General features: G+C 59.0%; 9 protein-coding genes. 3 read left to right on the top strand and 6 right to left on the bottom strand.

The window, feature by feature from the left end:
• Positions 1–74: 74 nt before the first annotated feature.
• Positions 75–1292: a tetratricopeptide repeat protein gene (locus ABD720_RS13535; RefSeq protein WP_344763865.1), complete on the bottom strand. Its 1218-nt coding sequence runs from the start codon at positions 1290–1292 to the stop codon at positions 75–77.
• Positions 1293–1370: 78 nt separating this feature from the next.
• Positions 1371–2882, bottom strand: a complete 1512-nt coding sequence (locus ABD720_RS13530) for a leucyl aminopeptidase (protein WP_344763864.1) — start codon at positions 2880–2882, stop codon at positions 1371–1373.
• Between the two features lie 40 nt (positions 2883–2922).
• Between ABD720_RS13530 and lptF the strand changes: the two genes are divergently transcribed.
• From lptF to ABD720_RS13515, 3 genes are read left to right on the top strand one after another with little or no spacing between them, the layout of a single operon-like run.
• Positions 2923–4053, top strand: a complete 1131-nt coding sequence (gene lptF, locus ABD720_RS13525) for an LPS export ABC transporter permease LptF (RefSeq protein WP_344763863.1) — start codon at positions 2923–2925, stop codon at positions 4051–4053.
• Positions 4050–5186: an LPS export ABC transporter permease LptG gene (gene lptG, locus ABD720_RS13520; protein ID WP_344763862.1), complete on the top strand. Its 1137-nt coding sequence runs from the start codon at positions 4050–4052 to the stop codon at positions 5184–5186. The genes lptF and lptG overlap by 4 nt, the downstream gene beginning before the upstream one ends.
• Positions 5187–5226: 40 nt before the next feature.
• On the top strand, positions 5227–5598 hold the full coding sequence (locus ABD720_RS13515) for a sirohydrochlorin chelatase (RefSeq protein ID WP_344763861.1): 372 nt from the start codon (positions 5227–5229) through the stop codon (positions 5596–5598).
• Positions 5599–5636: 38 nt separating this feature from the next.
• Here ABD720_RS13515 and ABD720_RS13510 read toward each other — a convergent pair whose 3' ends face one another.
• The 4 genes from ABD720_RS13510 to ABD720_RS13495 form a co-directional block, all read right to left on the bottom strand.
• Positions 5637–6428, bottom strand: a complete 792-nt coding sequence (locus tag ABD720_RS13510) for a hypothetical protein (protein ID WP_344763860.1) — start codon at positions 6426–6428, stop codon at positions 5637–5639.
• A gap of 294 nt (positions 6429–6722) precedes the next feature.
• Positions 6723–7190 (bottom strand): type III secretion system chaperone family protein, encoded by a 468-nt coding sequence (locus ABD720_RS13505; RefSeq protein WP_344763859.1) that lies wholly within the window; start codon positions 7188–7190, stop codon positions 6723–6725.
• Between the two features lie 181 nt (positions 7191–7371).
• Entirely contained in the window at positions 7372–10212 is a 2841-nt protein-coding gene (locus tag ABD720_RS13500) for an EAL domain-containing protein (protein ID WP_344763858.1), read from the bottom strand.
• A gap of 199 nt (positions 10213–10411) precedes the next feature.
• Positions 10412–12259 (bottom strand): ExeM/NucH family extracellular endonuclease, encoded by a 1848-nt coding sequence (locus ABD720_RS13495; protein ID WP_344763857.1) that lies wholly within the window; start codon positions 12257–12259, stop codon positions 10412–10414.
• Between the last annotated feature and the right edge of the window lie 229 nt (positions 12260–12488).

The raw sequence follows: 12488 nt of genomic DNA, 5'->3' as shown, positions 1-12488 counted from the left end.
ATGGGCCGGTTGAATATTCCGGGTGTCGGTGTGTGTCAAGGTAAAGCTGGCCGGCTTGCGGCGCGCAGTATTTTCTACGGCACGTAAGTCCACAACCGCGCCAGCTCGGCGCTGCCATCGTGACGGCCTTGCAATGACTTCAGCACGCTCGCCGCGCGCGCCTTGTCACCGGACTGCTGCAATGCCAGACCCAGATGCAGCGTGACTTCATCGGGACGTTTCAGTCCGCCCTTGGCGATGCCCTGGTCGAGCAAGGCAATTGCCCTAGCCGTGTTTTTCTGGCCAAGATAGTTCGTGCCCAGATTGACCAGTGCCGTCCCGTTGGGGGATTTTTGTGCGGCGGCTTCGCTGTCGGCCATGATTTTCTGGTCGGCGGCGGCCTGGGTACGCGCCTGGGTGCGCAGCTTGGTGTGGCGCGCAGCTTGCGGACCCACCCCGAGGAGGTTGGCGGCGTAGCCTTCGTCCAGGACAGCCATTGCTTCGGCCGGCAGGTTCGCCTGCAGCGCCAGTTCGGCCATGTCGGCGTAGTCGAGGGCATTGGCGAGCGTGCCGGTGGCACGCTGCAGACGCAGCACGTCCAGCGTGTAGCGATCCGAAAATCCGGGCTGGCGCGGGATACGGTTAATCAGGTCGGCCCAGTACGACGGCTTCGGATAGGTTTTTACCAGCCGTTCGAGCGTGCTCACGTAGGTGGCGTTGTCGCTGGTTTTGCGGGCGCTGTCGGCGAGCATTTGCAGCTGGATTTCCGGCGTGGCGCGGTTGGCCTGATCATTGGCCAGAAGCCGGGGTGCCAGCGTTGCCACCACCGCAGCGTGGTTGTCGCTCAAATACTGTGACTGCACCAGCATGTTCTGCACGGCTTCGTTGGCGCTGTCCTGTTTCAGGTAGCGCTGTGCCCAGACGATGGTTTGGGAATAATTCTTGGCATTATAGTAGTTGGCTGTAACGCCTTCGGTCAGCTGCAATTGCTCGGCAGCCGGCAGGCGCCCGCTGTCGATGACGCGCTGGAATGCCGCCGCAGTCAGTTCGGTGTCACCCGCGCCGGCCGCTGCTGCGCCCCGCGTGCGATCGATCGTGAAGAGTTCGAACGGAGTGCGCTCGGGCACCGCATCGAGGCTGTTCAGCTTGACCAGGGCTTCGGCGAATTGCTTCGCCTTGACCAGTTCCTGTGCTTCCTGCAACGGCTTGGCGACGACGGCACGGATGGTGTCGGCCTGGGCAAAAGCGGCAGGTGTGGCGCTGGTGAGCGCGACCGCCAGCAATGCGCAGAGCAAATAAGAGCGTGATTTCATGTGTGTTTCCCGGAATGAAAACGGCGTTCGCAGCACATCGAGCATGTCCTGCGAACGCCGTGGGGTGGTCAGTGGAAATTACTTTGCAGCGTCGACCCGGTTTTGCAAAAAGGTCGTCAGCAGCGGTACCGGACGGCCGGTTGCGCCTTTGGCAGCGCCATTTTTCCAGGCGGTTCCGGCGATATCCAGATGGGCCCAGGTGTATTGCTTCGTGAACCGTTCGAGGAACGCGGCTGCAGTAATACTGCCGCCACCGGGTGTGCCGATGTTGGCCATGTCGGCGAAGTTGGACTTCAACTGTTCGTTGTAGGCTTCTTCAATCGGCATGCGCCATGCGGTGTCACCCGCAGTCTTGCCGGCGGCCAGCAATTCGTCGGCAAGTGCATCGTGCGCGTCGTCATGGCGCGTGAACAAGCCGGTGTTGTGGTTGCCGAGGGCGACCACGCAGGCACCGGTCAGGGTCGCGATATCGACCACGGCGGCTGGCTTGAAGCGTTCGACATAGGTCAGTGCATCGCACAGGACCAAACGACCTTCGGCGTCGGTGTTGAGGACTTCGATGGTCTGGCCGGACATCGAGGTGACGATGTCGCCCGGACGGGTGGCGCTGCCCGATGGCATGTTTTCGCAGGTGGCGATGACACCGATCACGTTCAGCTTCAGCTTCAGTTCGGCGATCGCGCGGAAGGTGCCGAGCACGGTGGCGGCGCCACACATGTCGTACTTCATTTCATCCATGCCGGAGCCGGGCTTGAGCGAGATCCCGCCTGAATCGAAGGTGATGCCTTTGCCGACCAATACCACCGGCGCATCCTTGGACTTGCCGCCCATGTGCTTGAGCACGATGAATTTCGGTGGCTCGATGCTGCCGTTGGTGACCGACAGGAAGCTGCCCATCTTCAGTGCTTCGAGCTGCTTGCGGTCGAGTACCTCGATACCCAGCTTGAAGTCTTTCGCCATCTTGCGGGCGATCTCGGCGAGGTAGGTCGGGGTGCAGACGTTCGGCGGCAGGTTGCCGAGGTCCTTGGTCAGGTTCATGCCACGCGCCAGGGCCACACTGCTGACGATGGCCGCTTTGGCGCTGTCGACATCGTCGGCCGCGACGGCGAACACGACTTTCCTGACGCCTTCCGGTGCCGGGTCTTTCTTGCTTTTCATTTCATCGAAGCGATACGCCTGGGTTTCGATGGCACCGACGGCGCAGTGGATGGCCCGGCTGACACTACTGTCGCGGAGGTCGTCGAACGGCAGCGCGATGACGCCATCGGTGGCGCCGATGGTGGCAAACACCTGGGCCACGGCGCGCAGTGCCTTGTCGAAATCCTTCTGGCTGACAGGCGCTTCCTTGCCCAGTCCCACCAGCAGCACGCGCTCGGCGGTGACGCCGGCGACACCACGCAACAACAAGGTGCTGCCTGCTTTGCCGGTGATGTCACCGGACTTCAGAGCGGCAGTCATTTCGCCGCTGGCATCGATCGAGCGGGCTGCTGCCGATAATTGTTTTCCTTCGAATACACCCACTGCGACACAACCGGCCTTGACGTTGGCCAGTGAGGTTTTGGCGTCAAATGTTTTTATGCTAAAGTCCATCGATTCTCTCCCATTTTGCGAACGCAATTATAAGCTCCTCATGATTTTCCAGCGCGCGCTCCGACGCGAATTGATTAGCACCGCAGGCGCCGTCTTCACTACCCTCTTCACGATTACCATCACTGTGATGCTGATCAAGATTCTTGGTCAGGCCGCAGGCGGCAAAGTCGCGTCCGAAGATGTCATCGCCCTGATCGGGTTTGCGGCGCTGAACTATATGCCCGTGATCCTGATACTGACAACCTTTATCTCTGTACTACTGGTGGTCGCTCGCAGTTACCAGGATTCCGAGATGGTGGTCTGGTTCACGAGCGGCGTCAGCCTGCTGCGCTGGATCCCCACCGTGCTGTCAGTGGGCCTGCCGGTGGTCGCACTGATCGCGCTGCTGAGTCTGTATGTGACGCCATGGGCGAACCGTTCCAGCGCCGAGTTTCGCGAGCGCTTCGACAAGCGTGCCGATATTGCCAAGGTCTCTCCCGGCAAATTCCAGGAATCCTCATCGGCTGACCGGGTCTTTTTTGTCGAAGGCGTCAGCGGTGATGCGATGAACGTGCGCAATATCTTCGTCAGCACCACGCGGGATGGCAAGAGCAGTATCGTGGTGGCCAAGGAGGGCCGTACCGAAGTCGATGCCAACGGCGATAAATTCCTGGTGATGTCCAAGGGTCGTCGCTACGAGGGATCGCTCGACGAGCGGGATTTTCAGTTGATGGAATTCGAGCGGTATGGGGTGCTGGTATCGAGCACGTCGACCGTGCTGCAGGGCGACAAGTCGGCACGCTCGATGACTACGGCAGAGTTGCTGCTGATACAGGACGGCTTCGCCCGCGGCGAGCTGCTGTGGCGGATTTCGTTGCCGCTGATGGGCCTGTTTCTGATGGTGCTGGCGATACCGCTGGGCTTTGTCAATCCGCGCAGTGGCCGTTCCGCCAATCTGATCATCGCCCTGTTGCTGTTTGTTTTTTACAGCAATATGGTCAGCCTGATGCAGGCAACCGTGGTGCAGGGAAAACTGTCGATCTGGATTGCATGGTGGCCGATTCATTTGCTGGCGCTGCTGATCGTCGGGTTGCTGTTTTCGTGGCGACTCAACATGAATAGCGCGTATCACCCGCTGCTCTGGTGGAGCAAGATCAAGCGTAGTTTCGTTGTCCGGCGGGGTGCAGCATGACCGTCCTTCAGCGCTATCTGGGCAAGGAAGTACTGCGCTCGGTGTTCTTCGTGCTGCTGGCGTTCCTGGCACTGTTCGCATTTTTTGACCTGATCAATGAATTGCCGTCGGTCGGGCGCGGTGGTTACCAAATCCAGCATGCCTTCCTGTATATCCTGCTCGGATTGCCCGGATACACGTACGAACTGATGCCGATCGCCGCGCTGATCGGGACGATTTACGTGCTGGCGCAACTGGCGTCGAACTCCGAGTTCACCATCATGCGGGTATCGGGTTTGTCGACCACCGAGGCCGGCTTCATGCTGGCAAAGATCGGTCTGGTCTTTGTGCTGATTACATTTCTGTTTGGTGAAGTCATTTCGCCGGCCAGCGCCGAACGCGCCGAGCGCCTCAAGCAGCAGGCCCAGGGCAGCACGTCCAAAGAATTCCGTTCCGGCTTGTGGACCAAGGACCTGATCAAGGATGCCAGTGGCACGGTGACCGGATCACGTTTTGTGAACGTCGGCGAGTTGCTGCCCAATGGCCAGTTGAAAGAATTGAAGCTGTACCAGTTTGACCTTGAACTACGCCTGACGTCGATGGTGACGGCGGCCTCCGCCACTTTTCAGGGCAACAAGCGCTGGCGTCTCGACCAGGTGTCGGAGACGCTGTTTGCGCCGACCGTGTTCGACCTCAATACCCTGCCCGATGCGGCGGCAGGGATTGCCACCACCAAGCTGGCGAACAAGGAACTGGTGTCCGAAATTACACCGGATCTGTTGTCGGTGACCTTCGCCGATCCGGACCGGATGTCTGCGCTGGATCTGTCTTCGTACACGCGCCACCTGGCCGAAAACAAGCAGGTGACCGAGCGCTACGACATCGCTTTCTGGAAAAAAATCGTCTATCCGTTTGCGGTCTTCGTGATGATGGCGCTGGCGTTGCCGTTTGCCTATCTGCATGCACGCAGTGGCGGTGTCAGTCTGAAAATTTTTATCGGCATTATGATAGGTGTCAGCTTCAAATTGCTCAACAGCCTGTTCTCGCATATCGGCCTGCTCAATACCTGGCCACCACTTGCCACGGCGGTCGCTCCCAGCCTGTTTTTCCTGGTGGGTGCGATCGGTGCATTGTGGTGGGTCGAACGACATTGATCCACAGACCCACAGACCCACAGACCCACACACCATCAACATGACGACATCAGCCTTGATTTTATTTGCCCACGGCGCTCGCGCAGCCGGTTGGGCGGCACCGTTCGAACGCTTGCAGCAGATCGCCAGCGCACAATTGCCGACGGTTGCCGTGCGGCTGGCGTTCCTCGAACTGATGACGCCGCAGTTGCCCGAGACCGTCGCTGCACTGGTGCTGGACGGCTGCACCAACGTTACCATCGTGCCGGTATTCCTGGGGCAGGGCGGCCATGTCCTGCGTGACCTGCCATTGATCGTCGAGGCGCTGCGCGTAAGCCATCCAGCGCTGGTGATCAAGGTCGCGGCTGCCGTGGGCGAGAATCCGGATGTGCTCGATGCCATCGCACACTACTGCATCGGCAGCATGGACTGATTTGTCCTTCCTGTCGTATCAGTCCGGGCATCACGCAATCACAGCAGCAGTGTCATCTCGGTATCACCGTGACCTTGGCTATATCCCTTGATCATTGCGAGTCGGATTTCTCCGGACAACACCGGCTCCAGACGGAGTTGCGTCAGTGCGGTCTGGATCATTCCGTCTATGCGTTCCCGGCAACCCTGACAATGCAATGCGCCTGTTAAAGCGACCAGGATATCGACGTGCGCCTGTGGCAGGTCACCGTTCTGTCTCAGGACATCTTCCAGCACGGTCAGCGTGCGTTGTTGCAACTCTTCTGGCAATCCGGCGAGTTGCGTCGCCAATTCATGGGCTAGTGCCAGGTCCGGAAAAACATGCAAGGTACGGCCGATCAAGGTCAGCCCCTGATCAGTTTGACGCGGGTCGGATAGTTGGGACAGCCGACGCGCGATTAACATCAGCCATGGCATGAACGTCAACGGATGCTGCGTGATGTCGTATCGTTCCAGATAGGTGTGGAGGTTGCTGAAGGCGCGCTGCAGACACTCTCTGTCTTCCCCTGATGGGTTCGCAATCTGGCGCTCGTTCAATGTTTTCAGCGCCGACTCCAGAGTGGTGAGGGCGGTTGTGCGGGGCGCCGTTTCCAGTTCCCTGTTTGCATTGGCAAGCTGCTGTTGCGACTTGTCGCTGCTTCTGCATAAGTCTGGTTGCGGAAGCGTGGTGTCCAGTGGTGTTGCGCCAGGGATGGCCTGATCAGGTACCTGGTTGGGTAACCGGGTCTCTGCAACGAATTCATGCCGCCGATAACGGGCAACGATGGAACATACAAACGCGAGAATTTTCATGATCGGAAAGAGTGGCAGTCAGTGGATACGGTGTTAAGTGGTGCCTGACCGGAGTCTGGTTCGTCTGCCGACCCGCTTTTTTAGTATTTATTTGTCAACAGATTCGGGTGCTGCTGCAACGACGGAAAACGGAGGGTATTCCATCGTGTGTTGGTGATGCGGTAGCGCGTTCGCCACCGGGAGCATGAAAAAAAAATTGTACGGGGAGGGGCCGGCACTCGTTACAGCAGAAGCCGATTGCATTTGCAACCCTGCGCAGTCCTGTCAGGGTCCGATGCGTATTCTGCGCCGAGCTTAGTGCAGCAGTGCTGCCGGCGTATCGCCGTCGCTCATGGCCGAAAATGCAGGTGCACCTTCGTCCAGCCAGCAGTGCAGCGCTTGCACCAGTTCATTGAAGCAGACGAACCAATTCACGAGTACCTCGGTGCTGGAGTGCTTCGTGCTCAGGCGCGACCAGACTTGCACGTTGGACGGCGCCTCGGCAACCAGGCTGACGCTGATCAGTGGCAGATCACCGCGGGCATGATTTTCTGCCAGCAAGATCGACAGCGCAGCGATGGTCGGTTCGGCCAGCACGCCCGGGAAGCATTGGAGGGTCAGCCCGTGCTGATCGGATTCGATCAGTTCGATATGGATCGCACCGACCTTGAGCGTGCAGTTTGTACCAGGCTGCTCGGCGCCTGGCAGGTGATCAAGGCCAAGCTGACGCAATAGCAGGTCGATGGGTCGGGACGGAAGGGAAGGGTGGGAACGGATCATCACGGTAGCCTCTCAGAAGTGGATTCTTGGTGGTTGTGACTCGCGCTTGCTAGTGTTCGCTCACGATATGCGTGTTACTGCGTGCTGTTGCTTCGTTCGGGCCCTTTCAGGCTCTTACTCTGAGTGAGATTCATCGGTGGCTTGGTTCCATGGCGCGGGCTGGCTTCACTCTGACATCGAACGCCTAGGTTGCCTGCGCCTTGCGTCGATCGTGCCACAGAGCCGACATCACTACCGGTTCAGGACGACCGACCCCGTAGCCCTGTGCAAAATCGACGCCCATCTCCCGCAAGCATTCCCGGATCGCGTCGTTTTCCACGAATTCGGCAATGGTTTTTTTTCCCATGACGTGGCCGATCTGGTTGATGGCATCCACCATTGCGCGATCGGTGACATCGGTCAACATGTCCTTGACGAAGCTGCCGTCAATCTTCAGATAGTCGACCGGTAAGTGTTTAAGATAGCTGAACGATGACATGCCGGCACCAAAGTCATCGAGTGCAAAGCTGCAGCCGAGCTCGCGCAAGCGGGTGATCAGCCCGGCCGCCTTCGACAGATTGGCAATCGCTGCCGTTTCCGTGATTTCAAAGCAGACCACGGACCATGCCACACCGTGCAGGCGTTGCTGCTCCAGCGCGTACTCCAGAAATTGATCGTCGTCGATCGATGCACCCGACAGATTGATGGCGCACGTTGTCATCGGCGTACCCGGTTGCGACTGTTTTTCGGCCAGCATGCGGAAGGTGTTGCGGATCACCCAGCGATCAATCTGCGGCATTAGTCCATAGCGTTCGGCAGCCGGGATGAAGGCCATCGGGGCGATGATCTTGCCGTCGTCGTCCAGCATGCGTAGCAAGATCTCGACGTGGTCGTGACCGGTGCCGGACGTGTCGGCGGTGGCCGCCTGCAATGGCACGATCGCTTGCGCATACAGACAAAAGCGATCGCGCTCAAGGGCGTTCTTGATCCGCGCGACCCAGGTCATTTCGGTATGGCGTATCGAGAGCTCTTCGTCGTCTTCGCTATAAACATGTACCCGGTTGCGGCCTTTTTCCTTTGCCATGTAGCAGGCCGCGTCGGCCGCTTTCATGATTTCCTTGAGCGTGCTGGATCCTTGTGTGGCGACCACCAGGCCAACGCTGACACCCACTGCAAAATGCTGGTTGCCCCACGCAAAGCGGATATCGGCGATGCCTTGTCGTAATATCTCGGCGATACGTTGGGCGCGCTCGTTATGACAGTTCTTGAGCACGATGCCGAATTCGTCGCCACCCAGACGGGCCACCAGATCGCCATCTCGTACGCTTTGTTGCAGGATCATGCTGACCTGGCAAATCAGTGCGTCACCGGCGGCATGGCCACAGGTATCGTTGACCACCTTGAACTGATCGAGATCCAGATACATGACGGCATATGGTTTGTCGGCTGTTCTGTTCGCTGCGGTGTTACTCCCCCCGGCTACCGAAGTCTCCTGTATGAGTGCGTTGAGCTGGCGCTCGAATGCGCGCCGGTTCAGTACGCCGGTCAGTGCATCATGGTTGGCCTGGTGCGACAACTCGGCCGCATGCCGCCTGCCTTCGCTGACATCGTGCAGCACCACTACAGCACCGATGATCTTGCCGGAAAAATTACGGATCGATGCCACGGAATGCGTCACCGGAATGACTCTGCCAGCGAGGCAGTGCAACAGCAACGTGCTCTTCGCGGCAATGCCGGTGTCGCCACGCATGGCCGGACCGACCAGGTCAGTAATTTCCTGATGGACTTCTTCATGGACGAGACGGCAAACGGATGCGAGCGGCTGGTTGCGCAAAACGATCAGGCGCTGGCCCAGCAATGCTTCGGCGACCTGGTTGCAATACGTGATGCGTCCTTCGGTGTCGGTCGTGATGACCGCCTCGCCAATGGCCGCCAACGCTACTTGGGCAAGCTCCTTGTCGCTGAACGCCTGGGCTTCAGCTGCCTTGAGGTCGCTGATGTCGACGAGTGTGCCGACCATGCGGATCGGTGCCCCGTCTGCGGCGCGCGTGGCTTGCGCCCGTGAGCGACACCACAGGTAATTGCCATCACTGGTTTTCAGGCGGAATTCGATGTCGTAGCGCGACGAGGTCTTGAAGTGCAATGCAAGGGCAACTCTGCTCTGTTCACGATCGTCTGGATGCATCAGCTCGATAAACGCTGATGGCAGGATGTTCATGGTGCCCTCGGCGTAGCCAAGCAACTCTGTGATCCAGGGCGAGTAGTACACCGCGTTTCGCTGGATGTCCCAGTCCCACAAACCTGCGCCACTGCCGCGAAATCCCATGATCATTCGTTCTTCGCTTTGCCGCAGTTGTGCTTCCAGCCGATCACCACGGATACTGATCCTGCGCAGCACGATCACGCTACTGCCCATCAGCAGCAGTGCGACCGATGTCACGCCGACCATCAGCAGATTGCGTATCAGGCGTGACGCATCTTCGATGGCATTGGAAAACCCTTCCTCAAGCGGAGTCAGGCTTTTATTGATGCGGGCAATCTCAGAAATGGTTACTTCAACCGATGTCATGCTTTGACGATCCCGATAGCCGTCCTGCACGCTTTGGCTGACTGGCTCCAGTTGTGCAAGTATCGCATCAGCAGTTTCCCAGAAGGCGACCGCTCGGGCGATGTCGGGTAGCCATTTGAAGTTGCGATATACCCAGACCATGCCCGGGATGTCGTCGGCATGGACGCCGCCATCGAGAAAACCCTGGCGCACAACCGCATCATCGTGTGTTGCAAGATTCATTTCAAGACGTGCACGCCGGAAGCCGGCAGTCACGCGCAGTTTCTCGCGAAAGAGTGCGAGATCGCTTTCGCGGCCGCTGCTGGCATAGGACGTTAGTGCAGAGGTCGCGTCCTTTTGCGCTTTGGACCAGAGACTTTCGGCGCCGACATAGGCCCGAAGCACGGACATCACGCTGATGCTGATCACTGTGATCGTCGTCAGTGTCACCACCACGGTAATAAGCAGTGTCAGAAAAAGTGAGGTGCGCTTGAACAAGAGAAGACCTCCTTAAAAAGATCACTGGTGAAAAAGAAAGTCGTGAAGTTGCCCGGCACAAATTATGCATCAGGCGCTCTGTAAAAACAGCAACACCGAAATTTAAAGTTGGCATAAAGCACTAATCGACATCCGTAACAAGTCCTGCCAGAGCCCTCGCGGTGCGCGTGGCACTGATGAATTAGCGATCGCTCTATGGTCAACGCCGTAGCTGCAGATTCAGCCCCACCAGAACCGGATCGTGATCGGACGAGCGAAAGGGCGTCGCTGCATAGCGATCATCCGGACGTGACTCGGTGTTGTAGTCCAGGACCCCCGGCTCATCGGCATTGATATGCCAGATCGTCACGCCACTGACCTGCGCCGCCAGTGTCTTGCTGGAAAAACCGTAATCGAGTGCGCCAGACTGGCCGGCAAACACGTACGAATAGCGTTCTTTTGCGGGCAGCCGGCGCAGCAGGTTTTCGTAGCCGGCAGCCTCGATGGCGCGGATCGGATCTTCGCTCAGGTAGGCATTGAAATCACCCAGCATCAGAACGTCGGGTTCACCCGAACGACTCACCAGGTCCGCTACCCAGCTATCGAGCGATGCAGCCTGACGTGTGCGGGCGGCGTTCCAGCAACCCTGGCCACGGTCGCGCTCGATACTGCGGGAGTCACGCGGACAACTGCTTTTGCTTTTCAGGTGACTGACCACCAGCCAGAATTCACGCTGGTTATCGCGTGCAGAAAAACGCTGTGCCAGTGGCGGACGAACGCCGCCATCGACGATGAACCCCCGTGTCGGTGGCAGTTCCGGGCCATCCACCGGTGCGACCGCGGCCGGCTTGTAGATGATGGCCACCTTGATCGCATCGCTGCCGGGCGTGCCGCTCTGGATCGCGGCGTAAGTGTTCTTGCCCATGCGAGCGTTGATCGCCGTCACCAGATTAGTGAGGGCAGCAGTGCCGGTTTCAATTTCCATCAACCCCAGCACATCGGCATCGAGGCCGATGATCGCGCTGACCAGTTTGTCGCGTTGGCGGGTGCGTTCCAGGCTGGTATTGGCACCGCGTTCATTCAAGGTCGTGAAGAAGTTCAGCACGTTCAGGCTGGCCGCCCGCAGTGTCCCTCCGACCGCCATCGGTGCATCCGGACGCGCGTTGGCCGACGTGAAGACCGGGCGTTCGGTGGGATGCAATCGCCATGCATTGAATGACCAGCTCAGGATGCCCTGCAAGCCGGTGACGGTATCGCCGGTGCGACGCGTGCCGCTGGTGTCGCTGGCGCTCAGGTACGGAATGGTCGCCGGATGAACGATGTTGGCGCCGTCATCCAGCAGAATCTGGGAGCGCGCGTTGTCGGTCGCAATTGCTGCGACATCGGTGCGCACCGGATGATTGCCGGGTTGCCACAGGCGGTCGCCGACGGACAGCAACAGGGTGCCGTGGTCGCCCAGATCATGGTTGTCGGACACGGTCAGCGGCTGGGTGAAACGTACCAGCATGCCTTCGAGCGCTTCGAAGTCCTTGTTGCTTGCCAGTGGCAATGTGATTGCACGCGGTGAGATGGCAGGACCCGTTCCGCAAATGGTGATGGTTTTGACGTTGTTGATGCGGGTGAGCCGATCGGTGTCGGCGCTGCTGCTTTTGTATTCGTCGATGGTGCCGCTGACCTGCACGTACTGTCCTGCTGTGACCCGTTTTGCGCCCGACGGCAAGTAGACAAACAGGCCTTCGGAGGTGCCGGCATTCTGGTCCGGCACCGGCTGTTGCAGGAAAAATCCATGCAACTGGCGCGTGTCCTGGAAGTCGCCAGTCACCACGCCGCGCACCGTGACTGGTTGGCCATCCCTTGGACTAAGACGGCTGCTGCCCTGAACGCTGGTGATGTTGCGCAATGAGTTCGGTGCGGCGGGGCAGGCGGGCGCACCGGCAACGTTGCGTACCGCACTGAACTGGTCGGGTGGCGGGCCTTGACTGGCATCGCTGCCGCCACATCCGGCTAACAGCAGCGTGAAGAGAAATCCCGGGAGGCGATGGGAGTAGTCGCAAAAAGAAGGTGGCATGGGGTGTCCGTCGGTGAGCAAGCCAGAACTGGCTGAACGTATTACAGCGCAGGGTTCGCGTGATCGGCAACGGTGCTGGTGCACGCAACCGCCAAAGGCCAGGGTTTTTCATTTTTAACCGGGACTGTGCTGCAGTTGCGTGTCACGTCAGGCGCGGTTGCATGTCTTGCCAATCCTGACATCGCCAAGTGACCTACGCAGGTTGGCGCAAACGCAAAGTCATGTCGTT

Origin of the sequence: Actimicrobium antarcticum, from assembly GCF_039536745.1 — a bacterium.
Taxonomy (GTDB): domain Bacteria; phylum Pseudomonadota; class Gammaproteobacteria; order Burkholderiales; family Burkholderiaceae_D; genus Actimicrobium; species Actimicrobium antarcticum.
Note: the sequence above shows the minus strand (reverse complement) of the source record. Positions and strands in the feature narration are given on the sequence as shown.

What these genes read in the sequence shown, in the direction of transcription:
- ABD720_RS13535 (WP_344763865.1), bottom strand. Translation starts at nt 1,292, where the DNA reads ATGAAATCACGCTCTTATTTGCTCTGCGCATTGCTGGCGGTCGCGCTC.
- ABD720_RS13530 (WP_344763864.1), bottom strand. Translation starts at nt 2,882, where the DNA reads ATGGACTTTAGCATAAAAACATTTGACGCCAAAACCTCACTGGCCAAC.
- lptF (WP_344763863.1), top strand. Translation starts at nt 2,923, where the DNA reads ATGATTTTCCAGCGCGCGCTCCGACGCGAATTGATTAGCACCGCAGGC.
- lptG (WP_344763862.1), top strand. Translation starts at nt 4,050, where the DNA reads ATGACCGTCCTTCAGCGCTATCTGGGCAAGGAAGTACTGCGCTCGGTG.
- ABD720_RS13515 (WP_344763861.1), top strand. Translation starts at nt 5,227, where the DNA reads ATGACGACATCAGCCTTGATTTTATTTGCCCACGGCGCTCGCGCAGCC.
- ABD720_RS13510 (WP_344763860.1), bottom strand. Translation starts at nt 6,428, where the DNA reads ATGAAAATTCTCGCGTTTGTATGTTCCATCGTTGCCCGTTATCGGCGG.
- ABD720_RS13495 (WP_344763857.1), bottom strand. Translation starts at nt 12,259, where the DNA reads ATGCCACCTTCTTTTTGCGACTACTCCCATCGCCTCCCGGGATTTCTC.